This is a genomic window from Haloferax marinisediminis (genome assembly GCF_009674585.1).
Classification (GTDB): Archaea; Halobacteriota; Halobacteria; order Halobacteriales; family Haloferacaceae; genus Haloferax; species Haloferax marinisediminis.
In genome coordinates this window covers 635,104-653,485 of sequence record NZ_WKJP01000001.1, presented here as the reverse complement: position 1 = coordinate 653,485, position 18,382 = coordinate 635,104, and the positions used below count along the sequence as shown (strand labels likewise).

The 18,382-nt window shown below is 61.8% G+C and carries 18 protein-coding genes and 1 tRNA gene; 9 read left to right on the top strand and 10 right to left on the bottom strand.

Translation table 11 applies throughout. The features are described from left to right. Positions 1 to 48: 48 nt before the first annotated feature. Positions 49 to 121, top strand: a tRNA-Gln gene (locus GJR98_RS03410). Positions 122 to 276: 155 nt separating this feature from the next. On the opposite strand, the gene cgi121 is transcribed toward GJR98_RS03410, so the two are convergent. Further along, positions 277 to 771, bottom strand: coding sequence for a KEOPS complex subunit Cgi121 (gene cgi121, locus GJR98_RS03405; RefSeq protein ID WP_151135482.1), 495 nt, complete (start codon positions 769 to 771; stop codon positions 277 to 279). Then, on the bottom strand, positions 771 to 3,635 hold the full coding sequence (locus GJR98_RS17605) for a DEAD/DEAH box helicase (RefSeq protein WP_225316357.1): 2,865 nt from the start codon (positions 3,633 to 3,635) through the stop codon (positions 771 to 773). The genes cgi121 and GJR98_RS17605 overlap by 1 nt, the downstream gene beginning before the upstream one ends. Before the next feature lie 78 nt (positions 3,636 to 3,713). On the opposite strand from GJR98_RS17605, the gene GJR98_RS03390 reads away from it, so the two are divergent. The 3 genes from GJR98_RS03390 to GJR98_RS03385 all read left to right on the top strand — a co-directional run bounded on the left by GJR98_RS03390 (position 3,714) and on the right by GJR98_RS03385 (position 5,014). Then, entirely contained in the window at positions 3,714 to 3,959 is a 246-nt protein-coding gene (locus tag GJR98_RS03390; RefSeq protein ID WP_151135480.1) for a ferredoxin, read from the top strand. Positions 3,960 to 4,110: 151 nt separating this feature from the next. Then, positions 4,111 to 4,197, top strand: a complete 87-nt coding sequence (locus tag GJR98_RS18120; protein ID WP_449271768.1) for a hypothetical protein — start codon at positions 4,111 to 4,113, stop codon at positions 4,195 to 4,197. Positions 4,198 to 4,201: 4 nt separating this feature from the next. Next, positions 4,202 to 5,014, top strand: coding sequence for a DUF7089 family protein (locus tag GJR98_RS03385; RefSeq protein ID WP_151135478.1), 813 nt, complete (start codon positions 4,202 to 4,204; stop codon positions 5,012 to 5,014). Between the two features lie 28 nt (positions 5,015 to 5,042). On the opposite strand, the gene GJR98_RS03380 is transcribed toward GJR98_RS03385, so the two are convergent. Beyond that, positions 5,043 to 5,621 carry a DUF7090 family protein gene (locus GJR98_RS03380; protein WP_151135476.1) on the bottom strand — a complete coding sequence of 193 codons (579 nt, stop codon included), beginning with the start codon at positions 5,619 to 5,621 and terminating at the stop codon, positions 5,043 to 5,045. A 187-nt stretch (positions 5,622 to 5,808) separates the two neighbouring features. Next, positions 5,809 to 6,267, bottom strand: coding sequence for a DUF2391 family protein (locus GJR98_RS03375; protein ID WP_151135474.1), 459 nt, complete (start codon positions 6,265 to 6,267; stop codon positions 5,809 to 5,811). Positions 6,268 to 6,372: 105 nt separating this feature from the next. Here GJR98_RS03375 and GJR98_RS03370 point away from each other — a divergent pair, with 105 nt between their 5' ends. Both GJR98_RS03370 and GJR98_RS03365 read left to right on the top strand, forming a co-directional pair. After that, the gene (locus tag GJR98_RS03370; protein ID WP_151135472.1) at positions 6,373 to 7,053 is read left to right on the top strand and encodes a class I SAM-dependent methyltransferase; all 681 of its coding nucleotides are present in this window, start codon (positions 6,373 to 6,375) and stop codon (positions 7,051 to 7,053) included. Between the two features lie 26 nt (positions 7,054 to 7,079). Then, positions 7,080 to 7,976 (top strand): DMT family transporter, encoded by an 897-nt coding sequence (locus tag GJR98_RS03365; protein ID WP_151135470.1) that lies wholly within the window; start codon positions 7,080 to 7,082, stop codon positions 7,974 to 7,976. Between the two features lie 22 nt (positions 7,977 to 7,998). Here the strand turns inward: GJR98_RS03365 and GJR98_RS03360 are convergent, their stop codons facing one another. From GJR98_RS03360 to GJR98_RS03350, 3 genes are all read right to left on the bottom strand, one after another. Further along, on the bottom strand, positions 7,999 to 9,048 hold the full coding sequence (locus GJR98_RS03360) for an ABC transporter ATP-binding protein (protein WP_151139375.1): 1,050 nt from the start codon (positions 9,046 to 9,048) through the stop codon (positions 7,999 to 8,001). A 95-nt stretch (positions 9,049 to 9,143) separates the two neighbouring features. Then, positions 9,144 to 10,877, bottom strand: coding sequence for an ABC transporter permease (locus tag GJR98_RS03355; RefSeq protein WP_151139374.1), 1,734 nt, complete (start codon positions 10,875 to 10,877; stop codon positions 9,144 to 9,146). Between the two features lie 80 nt (positions 10,878 to 10,957). Further along, entirely contained in the window at positions 10,958 to 12,094 is a 1,137-nt protein-coding gene (locus GJR98_RS03350; RefSeq protein ID WP_151135468.1) for a thiamine ABC transporter substrate-binding protein, read from the bottom strand. 128 nt (positions 12,095 to 12,222) lie between these two features. Between GJR98_RS03350 and GJR98_RS03345 the strand changes: the two genes are divergently transcribed. Continuing rightward, the gene (locus tag GJR98_RS03345) at positions 12,223 to 13,329 is read left to right on the top strand and encodes an AI-2E family transporter (RefSeq protein WP_151135466.1); all 1,107 of its coding nucleotides are present in this window, start codon (positions 12,223 to 12,225) and stop codon (positions 13,327 to 13,329) included. A gap of 62 nt (positions 13,330 to 13,391) precedes the next feature. Here GJR98_RS03345 and GJR98_RS03340 read toward each other — a convergent pair whose 3' ends face one another. Beyond that, complete coding sequence (locus tag GJR98_RS03340) at positions 13,392 to 14,168, bottom strand: sulfurtransferase (RefSeq protein WP_151135464.1); 777 nt, start codon at positions 14,166 to 14,168, stop codon at positions 13,392 to 13,394. A gap of 252 nt (positions 14,169 to 14,420) precedes the next feature. Here GJR98_RS03340 and GJR98_RS03335 point away from each other — a divergent pair, with 252 nt between their 5' ends. Next, positions 14,421 to 15,281 carry a sulfurtransferase gene (locus GJR98_RS03335; protein WP_151135462.1) on the top strand — a complete coding sequence of 287 codons (861 nt, stop codon included), beginning with the start codon at positions 14,421 to 14,423 and terminating at the stop codon, positions 15,279 to 15,281. A gap of 30 nt (positions 15,282 to 15,311) precedes the next feature. Here the strand turns inward: GJR98_RS03335 and GJR98_RS03330 are convergent, their stop codons facing one another. After that, on the bottom strand, positions 15,312 to 16,736 hold the full coding sequence (locus tag GJR98_RS03330) for a short-chain fatty acid transporter (protein WP_151135460.1): 1,425 nt from the start codon (positions 16,734 to 16,736) through the stop codon (positions 15,312 to 15,314). Positions 16,737 to 16,921: 185 nt separating this feature from the next. On the opposite strand from GJR98_RS03330, the gene GJR98_RS03325 reads away from it, so the two are divergent. Beyond that, positions 16,922 to 17,521: a transcription antitermination protein gene (locus GJR98_RS03325; RefSeq protein WP_151135458.1), complete on the top strand. Its 600-nt coding sequence runs from the start codon at positions 16,922 to 16,924 to the stop codon at positions 17,519 to 17,521. Between the two features lie 508 nt (positions 17,522 to 18,029). On the opposite strand, the gene GJR98_RS03320 is transcribed toward GJR98_RS03325, so the two are convergent. Beyond that, a complete protein-coding gene (locus GJR98_RS03320) occupies positions 18,030 to 18,299 on the bottom strand; it encodes a DUF7553 family protein (RefSeq protein WP_151135456.1) in 270 nt (89 codons plus the stop codon). Positions 18,300 to 18,382 lie beyond the last annotated feature (83 nt).

Below are 18,382 nucleotides of genomic sequence, written 5' to 3'. Positions count from 1 at the left end.
CCCGACACGCAACGTTTACAAATACCCGCGAATTACGAAGTGATGCGAAGTCCCATGGGGTAGTGGCCAATCCTGTTGCCTTCTGGGGGCAACGACCCAGGTTCGAATCCTGGTGGGACTACTTCTCTGTGTTTTACACCTGACAGGGCGACCCGTCGCCCCCTGTTCTCCAGTTGAAACGAAGGGGTAGATTTTGGAATCTGAAGGGGGTTGTTTCAACTGGAATAATCGCACGACAGCGGTCGATTACGCTCGAAAGAGACCTTTATAATCGCTTCAGCGGTCTACTGTGAGGAGCGCAACGCGCTCGTTGACGAGTGCAGAGAGGTCACCGTCGGCAGCGGCGAGTTCGGCGTCGCCGATCTCGTAGAAGTCGCGGACGAGCGATTCGTCGTAGTCGCCGAGTGTCTCTGCTGTTTCGAGGTCTAACCGTTCGAAGAGTGCCGTCTCAGCCGCGCTCTCGTCGCCGTCGTCGACGACGATGACGACTGGGAGCGTTCCTTCGGTGACGCCCATCTCGAACGCGCGGTTGATTTGCCGGCGGCCGCTGGCGTAGAGGATGAACTCGACGGCGCGGTCCCGTGCGATTTCGTTCCCGCGAGCGATTGCTCGGTCGGCGAGTTCGACCGCCCGTTCGAGGTGGTCGCGGCCGACGACGAACCGGGCGTCGAACGCCTGAATCGTCGCGCCCGTCTCGTCGGAGATGTCGCCGACGGTGGCGATGAATTCGTCGAGGTCTGCAACGGTCGCTTCTGCTTCGAGTACTTTCATTAGAAATCAGTCAGGCTTGCTTGCTGGTTGGCGCGATCTTTCGCCGTCTCGAATCCCGCGTCGTCGGGGACGGCGTCCTCCGGTGCGTCTGCTTCGTCGATGTCGTCCATCGAGGGGTCTTTTCGGCCCGCCGCTTCGAGGATGTTCTCGGCGGTCTTTCGTCGGCCGCGGAGTGCGGCGAGGATGCGAGACTTCTCTGCTTCGCGGAGGTCTGCACGAGTTTCGACGCCCGCTTCGAACAGTCGCCGAGCGCGTTTTCGCCCGACGCCGCGGACGCCAGCGAGGTCGAGCAGTTCTTGGCGAACGCCGTATTCGACACGCTTCTTGGCCTCACGGACCGCGTACACGGCGTCGAGGTCGAGTTCGCTCGCGAGGCGCTCGGTCGCACCCAAGAGCCACTCTGCCGTCTCGACTTTGCCGCGGATGTCACCCGGTCCGACACCGTAGCGTTCCGTGATTCTGTCTTCGTCCACTTCGCCGACCCAGTCTTCGAGGAGTCGCGCCGTCTTGAGCGCAGAGAGCCAGTCTTCGAAGGCAACGTCCTCGTACTCCGAGGGGACCCGACCGAGGAACTCGGGTTCGCGCTCGTAGCAGAGTTCGGTGTAGGTGTCACGGTCGCCAGACTTCAGGTACAGCTGGTACATGTCCGGGGTTCGGCAGACGAGGTGGTAGAGTCCGAGCGGTGTCGGGTACGTTCGGTCGGACTCGAAGTCGGCGTCTTCGTCGCTCTCGCCCCCACTGCTGGCGGTGACCATCTCGCTGGCCTTCTGGAATCCGCCGGTGGCGTCGGACTCTCGTTTTTGCGTGGGCGTGGTCTCGCCTTCCAGTGCGCGGAGTTTCTCCGTCCGGTGTTTGGCGGCCCACTCGAGGCCGTCGATGATTTCGGCCGCGCTCATCGGGTCGAGATACAGGCGCGAGACGGTGTGGCCGACCGGCGTCGCTTGGATACTGTCCCCTTCGAACTCGACGAAGCCGTTGATTTCGAGGTAGTCGAGGACGCGGTCTGTCACCTGCTCTAACCGCTTTGGGTCGTCGGTCTGCGCCGCGTAGAGCGTCTGGTCGAGGAATTCGAGTAGGCCCTCGCGGGTGTGCGCGAACCCGGACGCGATGGTCGCCAACAGGTGCGTCCGAAGGGCGGGTTCGGCCGCGAGTTTCGAGTGGACGTCCTCGGCCTCGGCCCAGATGTACCGCTCGAACAGTTCGTCGCGGGCGTCTGCGTCTTTGGCGAGGAGGACCGCTTCGCCGTAGGGGTCGAGTCCCGGTCGACCGGCACGGCCCATCATCTGGTGGATTTCGAGTACGTCGAGCGGTTTCATGCCGCCGTAGTCGCCGTCGTAGCGCTGCCAGTCGCGGACGACCACGCGACGACTCGGCGTGTTGACGCCGGCGGCGAGCGTCGGCGTGGCGCTTATTGTTTTAATGAGCTGGTTACGGAAGGCGTCTTCCACGAGTGTTCGTTGCTTTGGGGCGAGACCAGCGTGGTGGAATGCAGCCCCTTTCGCCACGCAGTTAGCGAGTGTATCGCTTGTTTCTGCGTCTGACACATCACGAATTTCTGCCGCAACATTCGCGAGCTCTTTCTTTTCTTCTCCCCCAACGTACTTTTCGGTCACTTCTTTCAAGCGTTTAGCAGACGATTCGGCGTTTCGTCTTGAGTTAACAAACACAAGGGCAGCCCCACCAACAGAAATTGTGGATACATTTCTTTCACGCTCAGCATCTAATTTCTGAATTAGTGATTCGATATCCGACTGAAACGCAGGTGTTACGCAGACAAAATTGACCAATCCCGAACTGATGGCCGATTCAACCCATCTCTGTGAGGGGCTTTTTAGCTCTCCTTCTTGTTTCAACCCGTCGTGCAAGTACCCAATACCTCTTGCTAGAGAACGGGCTAACCGGTCATTTTTATCAATTTCCTCGTCTTCGCCATCGGTTTTTTGACTTCTTTTATTAGAGATGTCCTCCCATATCTCCGCCAATTGCTTCCGTTTTTCCTCGGTCAGTTTGCTAGACTCTCTTCCTTTCAACCAGTCTACAGTATTTCTGACATGCTGTTGTGTCTGACACTCAAATAATGTAATTGAAGATTGATTCATCAAGGGTTCATTATCTGTTGCCTCAGGAATGTCGTTCAACACATCTTCTACGAGCGCTGATGTTTGCCGGTCACCTTTGCCAACTTGGACCTCTCGCTGACTCCCGTCGTCGAACGAGATGGCGTTGCCGTAGTGGACGCCCATCTTGAGGTCGATTGGTCGCCAGTCGGACTGCACGAGTGTGGCGTCCAACCAGTCGGCGACTTCGCCGGCGTTGCCGACGGTGGCGGAGAGTGCGACGACTTGCAGATTCGGGTTGAGTCGCCGGAGTTTCGCCAGTGTGACTTCGAGCGTCGGCCCACGGTGTCGGTCGTTGACGAGGTGGACTTCGTCGGAGACGACGCAGGTCAACTGGTCCATCCACGCCGCGTTGTTTCGGATGAGTGAGTCCACCTTCTCTGAGGTGGCGACAATGATGTCGCGCGATGAGAGCCACCCACTATCTGAACTAAAATCGCTACCGGCAGCACCCACGTCGATGCCGTACTCTTCCCAGCGTTCGAACTCGGCTTTCTTCTCGGAGGCGAGCGCTCTGAGTGGGACGATGTAGAGTGCTTTCCCGCCGCGTGCGACGCTCGACAGCATCGCGAGTTCGGCGATGAGTGTCTTTCCGCTCGCCGTCGGAACGGCAGCGACGAGGCTCTCGCCGTCGGTCAGGCCAGCCTCGACGGCCTCGGCCTGCGGTGGGTACAGTTCCTCGATGCCCTCGTCGTGGAGGGCCTCGGGAACTCCCGTCGGCAGGCCCGTCAGGTCCGCTGTTCGCATTGCTTCCCTCTTGGGCCGTCTTTCGGTTTAAGCCATCGGGTCGGCAGGGATATGTACGGCCCGACGGAAGGTGCCGGTATGAGAGTCGAGTACGACCGTGACACCTGCATCGGAATCTTCCAGTGTGTCGACGAATGGGACACGTTCCAGAAGAACCTCGACGATGGGAAAGCCGACCTCGAAGGCGCAGAAGAGACCGACGACGGCGTGTTCGTCCTCGAAATCCCGGAAGACGAGGAGTTCGACGCGAAGTTCGCCGCACGGGTCTGCCCCGTCGAAGCCATCCGCATCATCGACGACGACGGCGAACAACTCGTCCCCTGACGAGTCGACGTCGGTCGAACAGTTTTGTTAGCGCTCCGAAACGTGTGAAGCGCGCCCGTGGTGACTGTCCCCGAACCCCTTCGTTTCGGGTGGAGATTCGCCGGACGACAGACTGTAAGGGTTTAAGCGCCGGGGCAGTAATCGTGCCACTATGAGCCAAGCGACGAAAATCGTGCTCGGTACCATCGGTGTGTCGGCTTTGCTGGCCGTCATCTTCGTCGGTATGAGCCTCGCCTGAGGAGATGTTCGAACCACGCACGCTGCCGCCGGACCTCGAATCGGTTCGCGACGAGTACGCACCAGATGCGCTCGTCGTCGACGTGGCCGGGGATTTCGACACCATCCCCCCAGAGGCGGCCGAGAACCTCGGCCTCGTAGCCGACTCGCTCTCGCCGGCGGCCTACCCCACAGAGTGGCTACCAGCCGATGCTCCACAGGCACTTCGGCGGTACGCCTCGTCTGACTTCACTATCGGCATGCCCGGCGACGGGACTGTGACGTGGACTCGACAGACCACGCCACCGACCGTTCTCGTGAAGTACCGGGCGAAAGGGACGCCAGAGGACTTCCTCGACTTCCTCATCGCCGAGGCGCTCGTACAGGCCGGCACCGACGACATCCCCGAACACTTCCTGCCGTTCTTCGGCGAGCACTATCGTGACCTCGCGGACGCGATACCACTCGGCCCGAACGAGGTGTATCAGGTCGCCGCCGCCCTCTACGAAGGATGGGTCGGTCTCCAGACGCGCGAGGAGTTCGCCTCGTGGGACGGCCGACACGACCGCCTCTCCGACGCGTGGGTCGATGCTGGCGAGCGACTCGACGACAGACTCGCCAACCTCCCGCGACTCGTGGCGATGGGTCGACTGTCGTTCGCCGAGGCGACCGAGTTCGCGTGTTCAGCCATCAAACACGGCCGTGACCTCCCCGCGCCGTTCGCGGCGCTGGACACGTCGGCGTACCTCGACCACGGGCCGACCTACGCGGTCCGGTGGGCGCAAAAGACGTTCGAGCAGTTAGCAGAGGCTGGCGAGAAACGCGATTCACCCGAATAAACGCCGGTCAAAGCGACGGGGTCGTGTGTTAGAACTCCGTCGACACGGTTCCGTCTTCGTCGAGATCCACGACGCCGTCGAACAGTTCGCGGAAGCGTTGGAGTGTCTCTTCGTTGTGGACTTCTTTCGAGAGATGGAACAGACCGACTGCGTCGTACTCTTCGAGCAGTTCGAGAATCTGTTTCGTCGCTTCGAAGGCACGGTCGACGTCCGCGTAGTAGGCCATCTCGGTCACCGAGTCGATGCTGAGTCGGAGTTTTCCGTCGTGTCGCTCTAAGAACTGCCGCGTCTTCTCGACGATCGCGTCTAAGTCGTCCGGGGAGGCGACGTAGTAGATGTTGTCGGCACTCCGGCGGGAGTAGCCGCGTTCGATAGAGAGTGTATCGAGGATGGTTGCGCGAGACTCGTCGACTTCGTAGTACTCTAACTTCTGTTCGACTTCCCGCGCGGTCGTCCGCGTCGAGATGACCAGGAAGTGGTCGGTGTCGACCTTGAAGAAGTCAGTGTCGATGCGGTCAGTCTCGCCGATACTCGGATGGAGGAGCAAGATTCCTGTGCCGCCCGGAATCGTCTCGGGCGTCTCTTCGATGGCGAGCTCGTAATCCATACTGCAAGCAGATACTCAGCGGACTTAATCCTTCATGCCATTTCGCCTCATTCGAGAGAGAATCACAGGCCGGCGAGGCAGTCAGAACGATGCAGTGGCAGTAAAGTGGTCAGCAGGGTGTGGTCCTGTTCGTTTTCAGCACGGCGTGGTTCTGTCCGTCTTCAGCACAGTGTGGTTCAGTCTGTCTTCAGAACAGCGTGTCGGCCGTCGCCGCGCCGATGACGCTGAACACCGCGCCGACGCTCGTCGCTTTGAGCGTGATGCCGAGGACTGCGAGGTCGAGTTCGAGGCCGTACGAGTCGAACACGACGGTCCCCGAGACGTCCGAGAGGAACGTTCCCGGCGCGTCGAACGCGAGGGCGAGGATGAACACCGAGAGATACGAGACGGTGATGAGTGAGATGAACCGAATCGGGATGCCACCGACTTCTTTCTCCTTGTCGGGGTCGCGGTTGTCCGCCTTGTAGAGGGTTCCGTACCCCACTGTGAGGACGATGACGAGTGTGAGGAACCCCTGAAGTGCCGACATACTCCGCGCGAGGACCCACACCTCTTCGGTGACGACGAACGGCCCCGCGAGGAGGAACCCGCCGACGACCTGTTGTGCCGTGTCGGCGAGCGCGAATCGACGGCGTACTCCGACCATACTCCGGTCGTAGCGGCGGCGGCAATTAAATGACGCGCCTGTTGGAATCGCTGTCGGGCGACCACGCTTCGAACTGATTTTGACCCTGTACCTCCACGTGGAGATATGAGCGTACGCGACGAGTTCGACGCCTGGGCGGCAGACGGCCGCGACAAAGGCATGGAAGACCGACACTGGCACACCGCGAAGCACGCCCTCGCGCGGATGCCAGTCGAAGAAGGCGACACCGTCGTCGACCTCGGAACCGGGAGCGGGTACGCCCTCCGCGCCCTCTACGACACGAAAGGAATCGGCCACGGGTTTGGCCTCGACGGGTCGCCCGAGATGATTCGAAACGCCCGCGAGTACACCGACACCGAGGATATCGAGTTCCTCGTCGGCGACTTCGACGACCTGCCGTTTGCCGACGACAGCGTCGACCACGTCTGGACGATGGAGGCGTTCTACTACGCACCCGACCCACACCACACGCTCGAAGAGGTCGCTCGCATCCTCAAACCCGGTGGCACGTTCTACTGCGCGGTCAACTACTACGAAGAGAACGTCCACTCGCACCACTGGCAGGACAACATCTCGATCGAGATGACGCGCTGGTCCCACGAAGAGTACCGCGACGCGTTCCGCGACGCAGGGCTCTACGTCGCCGAACAGGATTCGATTGCAGACATGGACATCGAGATTCCACCCGCAGACGAGTTCCCGACGGACAGTTGGGAGACCCGTGAGGACATGGTCGACCGCTACCGGACCTTCGGAACACTGCTCACCGTCGGCGTCGCGCCCTAACTTTCCGCTCTCTCTCCTCTCCCTCGATGAACCGAACCACCCTGTTTGGCTTCGCCCCACTCCTCGCGTCGGCGCTCTGGGGTGGGATGTACGTCGTGAGTAAGTGGGGATTCGACGCGATTCCGCCGCTCACGCTCGCATTCTTGCGAATCGTTTTGGGTGCGGCGGCACTCGGTGTGGTCGTCGCCACGACGACACCCCGGCGGACGTTCGCCCGCGAAGAGTGGCGACGGTTCGGCGGACTCGCGGTCTGGTTGACGGCCGCGCTCACCACGCAGTTCGTCGGGACGGACCTCACCAACGCCAGTCAGGGGTCGGTCCTCACGGTTCTGACGCCCGTGTTCATCCTTGGACTCGGTGTCGTAGCACTCGACGAACAGCTGAGTCGGCGCGCGCTCGTGGGGAGTTCTCTGGCCGTTTTCGGAACGTTCGGCGTCCTCGCCGAACGAAGTCTCGACACGATTGCAACGAACATCGACCCCGTCGGCATCGCGATGCTCGTCCTCTCGTCGTTCTTCTTCGCGGGCTTCACCGTCTACGGAAAACCCGTCATTCGACGCTACTCCGCGCTCGAAGCCGTCACGTACGCCACTATTCTCTCAGTACCGCTGTTCGGTCTGTTCGTTCCGTTCGAACTCGCCGCCCGCGACGTCTCGCTCCTGGCGGTCGACGTCACGACATCCGTCGTCGCTGCCGTCTTGTACCTCGGGTTGGCCAGCACGGCGACAGCATGGTACTTCTGGTACAAGGGGATGGAGTACACCGACGCGACCCACGTCGCTGTTTTCTTTTTCGCCCAACCGGTCGTTGGCACGCTCCTCGGTGTGGCGTTCCTCGGAGAACAGGTGGACGCTGGATTCGTCGTCGGTGGAGTCGTCCTCGCAGTCGGTGTCTATCTCGTCAGTACCGATTCACTCGACTGAGTCGAAACCGCGAGCGTTCTGTTTACGCGACGATGTGCGCCGCGTCGGGGTCGAACCCGACGACGAGTTCCGACCCCACTTGGAACCGTTCATCACCGTCGTCTGCCACTACGACGGTCAGTTCGGTTCCCTCCCAATCGAGTCTGATGCGCGTGGTCGCGCCTTGGAACTCGGTGTCGGTAATGGTGCCGCGAATCTGGTTTTCCTCGGCGTCGACGTGGAGGTCCTCGGGCCGGACACAGAACGTGAGCGACTCGCCGACCGAGTTGTCACCGGTGTCGAGCACGAACGACTGGTCGCCGACAGCGACCTCGACCCCCCCTGTTTCCAGTCGAGACTCCACGACTGCGTGGAGGACGTTGTTCTCGCCGACGAACTCCGCGACGAACTCGGTTCGGGGGCGATGGTACACGTCGCGGGGGTCGCCAACCTGTTCGACGCGGCCACGATTGAGGACGGCCACGCGGTCGGAGACGGCGAGTGCTTCCGACTGGTCGTGCGTGACGTACACCGTCGTGACACCGAGTTCCGACTGGATGCGCTTGACCTGTTGACGGAGTCGCTCACGGAGCCGGGCGTCGAGTGCCGACATGGGTTCGTCGAGCAGGAGGAGGTCAGGGCCGGGTGCGAGCGCGCGTGCGAGTGCGACACGCTGTTGCTGCCCGCCGGAGAGTGAATCCGGGTCACGGTCTTCGAATCCAGCGAGGTCGACGAGTTCGAGGAGTTCCGAAACGCGCTCGTCGCGGGAGACGCCGCCCGGTGGGTCTGCGAACCGGAGTCCGTAGGCGACGTTCTCGCCGACGCTCATGTGCGGAAACAGCGCGTAGTTCTGGAACACCACACCGACGTTCCTCGCTTCGGGTGGCACGCCCGTCATCGACTCGCCGTCGAAGCGGACCTCACCGTCGGTCGGTGACTCGAACCCGGCGATACAGCGGAGTGTCGTCGTCTTTCCGCACCCGGAGGGGCCGACGAGCGTGAAGAATTCGCCGTTGTCGACCGACAGCGACACCGAGTCGAGCGCCGTCGCCGTCCCGTAGCGCTTCGAGACGCCGTCGAGTTCGAGTTTCACGTCATGCCCTCCGAGTTCACGTGTCTCCGTCTTCGGGCGACGAGCATAACTTTCCGTACTCTCGTTCGGCTCTGCTTCCAACTCTGATTCGCTGCTCATAGTTCACCCCACCGCCCGCCGAAGCGGTCGACGACGAAGAAACTCACAGACGTGACGAGGAGGAGGATACACCCCATCGCGGTCGCCGGACCGAGGCGACGGCCGAGGAGTCGCTCGACGGCCACGGGCATCGTGTACCGTCCCGCGCCTTCTGCGAGGATAATCGTGGAGTCGAACTCGCCGATACTGATAGCGACGGCGAACGCGGCACCCGCGACGACACCGGTCCAGACCAGCGGGAGTTCCACGTCGACGAGGGCCCGTGTTCGAGTCGCACCGAGACTCCGCGCCGACTCTACGAGTCGGTCGTCGAGGCGGGAGAACAGCGGTGCGACGTTTCGCGTGACGAACGGGTACGCGCCGACGGCGTGGGCAGCGACGATAGCGAGCGCACCGGTCACACGGATGCGCGTGCCGAACACGTCGACACCGAAGACGAGACCACGCAGGAGACCGAGCCCGACGACGATTCCTGAGACGGCGAAGGGTGCCATCGCGAGGGCGTCGATGAGCGTTCGCCCACGATACCGGCGGGTGGTGAGGACGGCCATCGTCACACCCATCGGGACGGCGATGAGGAGTGTGCCAACGGCGAAGAGGAGCGAGTTCCAGATTGCGGGCAGTGGCTTGACCTGATACGTCGCACCAGTCGCCTGTCGCTCCGCGAGGAAGGCGTAGTGTTCGAGGGTGAGGCCGCCGTCGGCGCCGGTGACGCTCGCGAGAATCATGCTCGCGATGGGGACGATGAACACGAGACCGACGATGGCAGTGTAGACGGCGATGCCGACGGTTCGAAGGGTCGATTTCGGCGTCCACGCCGTCGGAACGACCGACTGCCGCGGAAGCGGATTCGCCGTTCTGCCGGCAGCGCGCTGTCGTGCCTCGTAACTCAGATAGGCCGCCGTCAGGGTGAGTGAGATAACCGTCTCGATGACAGCGAGACTCGCTGCCTCGGCGTACGCGAGGTCACGAACCTTCGCGAAGACGAACACCTCGATAGTGGCCAGTTGGAACCCGCCGAGTGCGAGGACGATGGGGAACGACGCGAAGGTGAAGATGAAGGTCAGCGTCGCGCCGATACCGACCGACGGGAGGAGTTGCGGGAGCACCACGTCGCGGAATGCTCGCCGTGGATTCGCGCCGAGTGAGCGGGCGGTTTCGACGGCACGAGCGTCGACACTCTCCCACGCGGCGGTCACCACACGAGCGACGAGCGGTGCGTTGTAGAAGGCGTGTGCGATGATGATGGCTTCGAGCGTGAACAACAACTCGACTGGTGGGAGACCGACGAGTGCGAGACCGCGATTGAGTGTCCCGTTGCGTCCGAACGTCGCCACGAAGCCGATGGCGACCATGATAGAGGGCATGACGAACGGGAGGATGGTGAGTGAGCGAAGCGTCTCGCGGCCGGGGAACTCGAACCGGGCGAACAACCACGCCGCGGGGAGACCGAGTGCGAGACTGGCGAGCGTCGAGTAGAACGCCTGTTTCGCCGTGAACCAGATGATGTCCACGAGGTAGAACTCACTCGTCAGAATCGCCGTGATGGGTTCGAGCGTGAACGCGCCGTCGTCGATGACGGCGTCGGCGAAGACGGTCGCAACGGGGTAGTAGAACAGGACGAAGAGGACGAGGGCAGTCCCGATCGCGACGAGCGTGAGCAGACGCTCTTCGAGCGTGCGAGCGACCCAGCGTACCGGCGTCCGAGTCGCGTCAGCGAGCGTGTCGATGGTGCTCACAGTGTCTCACTTGAACCCCTGTCACTGCGGTCACGTGAGGGTTCGGTTCTCTCGGCGGTCACGGCGGGGCCTCACTTACTGGCGAACTCGCGGGCCCACGCGTCGGTCCACTCACTCAGGTTGTCTCTGAGACGGTCGTAGGAGAACGTGACAGCCTCCGGCGGTTCTTGGGCGTACTGGGCGAAGTCTTCGGGAAGTTCTGCCGTCGTCGTCGCCGGGAACTGGACGTTGCGAACGGCGATTTCTGCTTGTACCTCGGGCCGAAGGACGAAGTCCATGAACTCGGTGGCGAGGTCGGGTTGGGTGGCGTCCGCGAACGTCGCCATCCCCTCGGGGTTGGCGTAGCCCTGGTCGTTCAGGAACCGAATCTGGTGTTTGGCCAGGTCCTCTCCCGACTGGCTCGCGTACACCTGGTCGGTCGAGTACGAGACGACCATCGGCGCCTCGCCGTTGGAGTACGCCGTGTACGAGTCGGCCCAGTTACCGAGCACGCGCACGTCGTTTTCCTTCAACTGTGCCCAGTAGTCGAGGTAGCCGTCTTCGCCCTTCGCGTCGATAGTGTGGAGCAAGAACGCCTGTCCCGTCGCCGACGACGTTGGGTTCTGCGCGAGGAGTGCGCCTGCGTACTCGGGTTCGAGCAGGCCGTCGAACGTCTCCGGGGCGGTGAACGCCCCGTCTTCACCCTGCGTCTCGTCGTAGACGAGCGAGATGTACCCCGTGTCGTAGGGGACTGCACGCCCCTCAGGGTCGAAGGATAACTCTTCGTTCACGTCACCGATGCGCGAGAGCCCTTCTGCCGGGGTGAACAGCGGCTCGTCGAGTTTGTCGTCGATGCGGACGAGCATCTGCGCGTCGAGTCCGACGTAGAGGTCTGCACCGGATTCGACACCGCGGAGTGCCCGTTCGATGTAGTGGTTCACGCCTGCTTCTGGCGTCTGCCACTCCAGCGTCGCGTCGAACTCCGATTCGAACTGGTCTTTGAGCCAGACACCGGGACTCGAACTCGGTGCGTCGACGAACGACGCGTACGTTCCGACAGCGAGTACCTGGTCTTCGCCCCCGACCGTCGTACCCTGCGTGGTGGTGGTCTCCGTCCCGCCCCCCGACTCGGTCGTCGTCGTCTCGCTATCCGTCGTTCCGGTACACCCGGCGAGGAGTGCAGCAGTCCCACCTGCCCCCGTCGCTTTCAAGAACGCTCTTCGCTTCATTACTCGGTTGTTGTACTCGGTGATATTTAATGTCCATGGTGTCTCACCTGCCAGATTCGAGGCCGAGACGGGTGAGAACAGGTCCTGTCGGCGGAACGATTTTGCACCCTGCGGGAGAATCCACACGGGTGACTAGTTCGCGCCTGTACGTCCTCGGCGGTCTCCTCGCGCTCATCTCGCTGCTCGCGGCGTTCATCCTCGTCGACGTACTGGCGACGGTGTTTTTCGCAATCACGGTCGCGTACCTCCTCATCCCGCTCAGACGCCGTCTCGAAGCTCGCGGGATATCTCGATGGGGTGCGAGTGCGGTCGCGACTGTCGTCGCCGCAGTGGGCGTCGTCGTCGTTCTCGCACCGCTCTTCGTCATCCTCTTTCTCCGTCTGGACGACCTCTTCGCCCTCGCCTCACTCCTGCCGGAGGCGCTCTCGTTCGAGTTCCTCGATATGTTCTACGAGGTGACGCTGAACGAGGTGCTCACGGTGGTCTTCTCCTTGATACGGTCGCTCGGACGGTCCGCCGCCACGGCGGCACCTGTCGTCCTCATCAAACTCACCCTGTTCGGATTCTTGGTGTTCTCGCTGGTTCTCGGCGGTGACTCAGTTGGACGGACGCTTCTCGCGTCGGTCCCGATGGAGTACCACGACGTGGCCAGGGCACTCAACACACGCGCCCGCGAGACACTCTTCGCTATCTACGTCCTGCAGGCAGCGACCGCCGTTGGGACGTTCTTCATCGCACTCGTGGTGTTTTGGGGACTCGGATACGACTACGTTATCACACTCTCGACGGTGGCCGCAATCCTCCAGTTTATCCCCATCGTCGGCCCGAGTTTCCTGCTCGCGCTGCTGGCGCTGTACCACGTCGCAGTTGGCAACGTCGTGGCCGCCGCGCTCATCGTCGTGGTCGGTGGCTTCGCAATCGCGTGGCTTCCCGACGTCCTCATTCGCCCGCGTCTCGCAAAAGAGACGGCCGACCTCCCCGGAAGTCTCTATTTCGTCGGATTCGTCGGTGGACTCCTCAGTCTCGGCCCGGTCGGTATCATCGCAGGACCACTCGTCGTCGCGCTCCTCGCAGAGATGGTCTCGATTCTGGGAGACGAACTGAACGTCGAAGAGGACGGGCCGATGGTCGACGACTCGGCCCCGAGAGACGGACCTCAGCACTCCGACCCAGAGGTAGGTTCCGGGGTGGGCACCGACACCGACTCAGACGAGACTGCCGGCGTCGCTCACTAACGTTTGAGAGGTGTGTTGTCAGCTTTCGACGGGTGTCCCGCCAGCTTTTGTCGGGCGTCCAGTCAGCCTTCGACGAGCGCCCCGTCGCGTGCTTCCCACTCGGTGAGGCTTCCTTCGTAGAACTCGATATCGTCGTAGCCGAGGTGTGAGAGGACGACGTAGGTGTGGCTGATTCGGCGGGCCGTGTTGCAGTAGAGGACGATTCGGCGGTCGGGCGTGATTCCACCTGATTCGAGGATTGCATCGAGTTCGTCGCGCGGTTTCAGACCGCGCGTCTCGTCGTCCACGAGTTCTCGCCAGTCGAGGTTGACTGCGCCGGGGAGGTGCCCCTCCTCGAACTCTGCTTCGTCACGGGTGTCGACGATGACTGCCCCGGGGTCGTCCAGCGCCGATTCGACCGTCTCGAAATCGACGAGTGGTGACGCAGACGGGTCGGATACCTCGTAGGTCGTGACGGGTACCTCGACTGAGTCGGTCGTCGTCTCGTACTCGCGGTTCCACGCGCTGAAGTCGCCGTCGAGGAGGTGGAGTTTCGCCGGGTCGTGGCCGTACAGCAGTGCCGTCACGATGAATCTAGCCGCGAAGACACCGTGTGTGTCGTCGTACGCGACGATGTCGTCGTCGGCCGAGATTCCGGCAGCCGACAGTAACTCGGCCCACACGTCGCGGCCGGGGAGCATCCCCACGTCACCCTCGGCGCTTCGGAACTCGTCGAACGGAATCGACACGGCGTTCGGGAGGTGACCGATTCCGTCGAACTCCCAGCCATCGCGGACGTCGACGACGTGAACGTCGTCGAGTCGCTCCGACAGCCACGCTGCAGAGACCACGTCTACCATAGCGACACCTACTCAGTGGGCGGATTTAGGTTCGTGGCTCGATGCACCCCTCGCCACGTGTCCGAAATACCGGATGGTATTACCGCATCAGCCAAAACAGGCCCCAAAACCGGGCAAATGAGTCGAATAGTGGCCGATAATCGGGTGCCAACGGCGTGCTATTTGGGCAACATTTTCCGCATCACCCGAGGTGAGGCCGTACATGCCGTCGCTGTGAGAGTTATGCCGTTTGCTGGCGTACACTGTAGTGTAATGTCCAACTCCGATTACGCGAAGGATGTTCTCGTCTCAGCGGACTGGGTGGAAAGCCACCTCGACGAGTTCCAGAGCGACGACTCGGCGTATCGTCTCGTCGAAGTCGACGTCGACACGGAGGCGTACGACGACAGTCACGCCCCCGGTGCCATCGGCTTCAACTGGGAGTCCCAACTGCAGGACCAGACCACGCGCGACGTCCTGACGAAGGAAGACTTCGAGGACCTCCTCGGTTCCCACGGCATCTCCGAGGACTCGACGGTCGTCCTCTACGGTGACAACTCGAACTGGTTCGCTGCGTACACCTACTGGCAGTTCAAGTACTACGGTCACGAGGACGTTCGCCTCATGAACGGTGGTCGCGACTACTGGGTCGACAACGACTATCCAACCACCGATGAGGTTCCGTCCTATCCGGAACAAGACTACGCGGCGAAGGGTCCTTACGAAGAGATTCGTGCCTACCGCGACGACGTCCAGAAAGCAGTCGACAAGGGCCTTCCGCTCGTCGACGTTCGCTCGCCCGAAGAGTTCTCTGGCGAGATTCTCGCACCGCCGGGACTCCAAGAGACCGCCCAGCGTGGTGGCCACGTCCCCGGCGCGAGCAACATCTCGTGGGCCGCGACGGTCAACGACGACGGGACGTTCAAGTCCGCCGAGGAACTCGGTGACCTCTACGCCGCTGAAGGCATCGAAGGCGGCGAGTCCACCATCGCCTACTGCCGCATCGGCGAGCGCTCGTCCATCGCGTGGTTCGCGCTCCACGAACTGCTCGGCTACGACAACGTCACCAACTACGACGGGTCGTGGACGGAGTGGGGCAACCTCGTTGGCGCACCGGTCGAAAAAGGAAACTGAGTTCGTTTCGAGTACGGTTCTTTTTGCGGATTACATCGGGAGGACGCTGATACCGACAGTGACGAGCACGCCCGCCCCGAGGAGTACCATCACGCAGTAGCCCATGATGTCGCGGACGGAGAGGCCGCTGATGGAGAGCAGCGGGATCGCCCAGAAGGGCTGAATCATGTTCGTCCACGCGTCACCCCACGCGGCGGCCATCGCAACGCGCGGAATCGAGGTGCCGGACGCCTGCGCTGCTTTGACCAGCGTCTCACCGATGACGGCCCACTCGCCACCGCCGGAAGGAACGAAGAAGTTCACGAGGCCGGCCGTGAAGAAGGCGATCGCAGGGAGTGCGCCGTCCGGAGAGACGGCGACCATACCCTGTGCGATTTGCGTCGCGAGGCTGACCGACTCGCCGGGTGCGTAGGCCATGATGCCCATGATACCGGCGTAGAACGGGAACTGGAGGATGATGCCCCAGACGTTCTCGACTGCTTCGACGATGGATTCGACGTACGCCTTCGGCGTCCCGTGGAGCGTCAGGCCGAGGAAGAGGAACGCGAAGTTGACGATGTTCAGGTTGAGGTTGTTCCACGGCATCGTCCCGTTGGTGATGCCTTCACCGAAGTAGAGGGCCACTGCGAGGAGTCCGGCGAGACCGATTCCAGTCGCCACGAGGCCAGAGTGTTCGATACGGGTCGCGATGGACGCGTCGTCAGGAAGCGAGACGTTCGTCGTCCCCCCATCGGCCGACGCCTCCAACTCTTCGGGGTCGATTGGCGTCTTTTTCGCATCGGATTTCGGGTACATCAGCGCGAAGAGCGCGGGCAGGAAGAGGAACCCGACGGCGACGACGAGGACGAGGTTCGCGACGGTGAAGATGGTTCCACCGGTCGCGTACGTCGAACTCAGCACGCCCGCTTCGATGAGGAAGTTCCCCTCGGTGTTCAACAAGAGCGGAATCGACCCTGCGAGGCCACCGTGCCAGACGACGAACCCTGAGTACGCACCTGCGACGACGATTGGGAAGTCGATTGCGCGGAACTCGGAGGCAATCTTCCGAGCGAACAGTGCCCCGACGACGAGACCGAGTCCCCAGTGGACGAACGACGCGGCGGCGGCGACGACGGGAACCATCGCTGCGGCGCCCTTCTCGGAGTTCGGAATCCGCGCCAGTTTGGTCAGCAGTGCGTCGACGTGCCGGGTTTGCGCGAGCGCGTACCCGGTCATCAGGATGAGCGTCATCTGCATCCCGAAGGACAGCAGGTTCCAGAACCCGCCGTACCACCCATCGAGGAGCAGATTCTGTGCGTGTCCGGCCATGCCGACACCGTCGGCCGGGGCGACGAACACCATCGCCAACGCGAATGCGACGCCGGTGAGGATGACGGCGAAGAGGAACGCGTCGGGCAGATAGCGCTCGACGAGCTTCGAACTGTTCTCTGCGGCTGCTCTGACAACGTTCGTCATGTTATAGAATACCATCATGATAATACAATATATAATGTTTTAGATTCTGACTGGTCGGTGATGTTTTAAATACGTGAACCGATTGTCAGGCCTGCAATCGAGGATGGTCGAATACGTGTCGTAGACTCCCACCGGAACTCGCCGCCGCCGATGGGTACAAACCCGATTCGGGCGTACGTACCCGCATGTCCGACTTCCTCGATTCCCTCCGCGATGCGCACGAAACACCCCTCTCCCGACTTGGGTCTTCGAAGGCGCTGTTCGCCGTCACTGGCGGCGAGATGAACGGCGACGCCGTTCGTGCCGCCGCCGCGGCAGAGGCAGCGGCCGCTGTCGACCTGTTCGACACGTGGGCCGACGACGAACCGAACGACGACGCCGCAACCCTGTTTTCGGACCTCGCCGACACGGCCCGTGAGCACGCCGAAACCGTGAACGCTGACCCTGAAGGCGACGCACCCACTATCTACAGCGTTCTCGCTGACTTCGACACGACAGACGAGCGACTCGGCGGCGCGCTCGCGCGTGCGGTCGTTTCCCTCAAGGCCGTCGAACAGATGGTCGGTTTCTTCATCGGCGACGCCGACCCCAAGGCCGCCAACACCTTCCGGACGCTCAAGTCCGACCTGCAGGAGCAGGTCGAGGGCCTCGCAGACGCCGTGGAGGAACTCGTCGACGACGAAGACGCCGCCCGAGCCGCTGCCGACACGGTTGTCGAGGCTGCCTACGACGAATACGTGGAGACGTTGGAGGGGATGGGAATCAAGCCGAAGAACGTCTGCTGACCCACTTTTTTACTCCTCGGGGGTCGCCTCCGGCGACCCGCTCGGAGCAAAAACCTGGAGGAAAAAAGGCCGCGAGACTCGGCCTTCGGCCTCGCTCGCGGGACAGTGTGCTTGCCGCGTCGATTTGGCTACTGTCGCGGACGGGGGAGAAACTGAGAGCGACAGGGATGAAAATTATCAACTCATAGAAATTACTATGGTGTAGATGGATTCGTATCCCAGATTTATTCTCGTCGCTGTCGCAAGCTTGGTGATTGGTATCCCCCTCTGGATGTTCATCTTCGCACCTGAAATGCTCTCTTTCGCGTTGCTCACTAATTTGGGATTCTGGATTCCAGTAGCAATTCTATTTCTGGCTATGCTGTTCGGATTTTGGATAGGTCAGCGGTCAAAACTCGCGTAATTCGTTCTTCTTCGAATCGTCTCTCACCACTGTCTGCTCGACCACTCTCTATGCATGCCAACCGTTCACGTTCCAGTGGAAACGAAGGGGTCTGTCTGCCGGGCGTCAGACGCCGGGGACGGTCTTTCGGTATTCGAGGACCTGCTGTCGGGCTTCTCGAACTTTCTCGGCGGCATCACCGTCGAGTTGGTCGGCGAGGTCGTGGAGGACGGTCATGTGTCGGGCGAGTCGCCCGTGGTCCGGTCCCTGCTCGCGGTCGGCGAGTTTCGCTAACTGGTCGGACTGGTCGTAGAGACGGGTCTGGACTTCTCCATCGGTACTTTCGGCGGCCTCTTTGAGCAGTTGACTCGCCTTCTGGAGCTCTTCTCGTGTCATACTGTATCATACGTCGTTTCGTCGGAAAACTATTCCCACGCCGACAAGCACCGCCTCGCTCAAGTACGCCGACTTCCAACAAC

Excerpts from the sequence above, each read along its gene's own strand:
- cgi121 (WP_151135482.1), bottom strand. The coding sequence starts at position 771 with ATGAAAGTACTCGAAGCAGAAGCGACCGTTGCAGACCTCGACGAATTC.
- GJR98_RS17605 (WP_225316357.1), bottom strand. The coding sequence starts at position 3,635 with ATGCGAACAGCGGACCTGACGGGCCTGCCGACGGGAGTTCCCGAGGCC.
- GJR98_RS03390 (WP_151135480.1), top strand. The coding sequence starts at position 3,714 with ATGAGAGTCGAGTACGACCGTGACACCTGCATCGGAATCTTCCAGTGT.
- GJR98_RS18120 (WP_449271768.1), top strand. The coding sequence starts at position 4,111 with ATGAGCCAAGCGACGAAAATCGTGCTCGGTACCATCGGTGTGTCGGCT.
- GJR98_RS03385 (WP_151135478.1), top strand. The coding sequence starts at position 4,202 with ATGTTCGAACCACGCACGCTGCCGCCGGACCTCGAATCGGTTCGCGAC.
- GJR98_RS03380 (WP_151135476.1), bottom strand. The coding sequence starts at position 5,621 with ATGGATTACGAGCTCGCCATCGAAGAGACGCCCGAGACGATTCCGGGC.
- GJR98_RS03375 (WP_151135474.1), bottom strand. The coding sequence starts at position 6,267 with ATGGTCGGAGTACGCCGTCGATTCGCGCTCGCCGACACGGCACAACAG.
- GJR98_RS03370 (WP_151135472.1), top strand. The coding sequence starts at position 6,373 with ATGAGCGTACGCGACGAGTTCGACGCCTGGGCGGCAGACGGCCGCGAC.
- GJR98_RS03365 (WP_151135470.1), top strand. The coding sequence starts at position 7,080 with ATGAACCGAACCACCCTGTTTGGCTTCGCCCCACTCCTCGCGTCGGCG.
- GJR98_RS03350 (WP_151135468.1), bottom strand. The coding sequence starts at position 12,094 with ATGAAGCGAAGAGCGTTCTTGAAAGCGACGGGGGCAGGTGGGACTGCT.
- GJR98_RS03340 (WP_151135464.1), bottom strand. The coding sequence starts at position 14,168 with ATGGTAGACGTGGTCTCTGCAGCGTGGCTGTCGGAGCGACTCGACGAC.
- GJR98_RS03335 (WP_151135462.1), top strand. The coding sequence starts at position 14,421 with ATGTCCAACTCCGATTACGCGAAGGATGTTCTCGTCTCAGCGGACTGG.
- GJR98_RS03330 (WP_151135460.1), bottom strand. The coding sequence starts at position 16,736 with ATGACGAACGTTGTCAGAGCAGCCGCAGAGAACAGTTCGAAGCTCGTC.
- GJR98_RS03325 (WP_151135458.1), top strand. The coding sequence starts at position 16,922 with ATGTCCGACTTCCTCGATTCCCTCCGCGATGCGCACGAAACACCCCTC.
- GJR98_RS03320 (WP_151135456.1), bottom strand. The coding sequence starts at position 18,299 with ATGACACGAGAAGAGCTCCAGAAGGCGAGTCAACTGCTCAAAGAGGCC.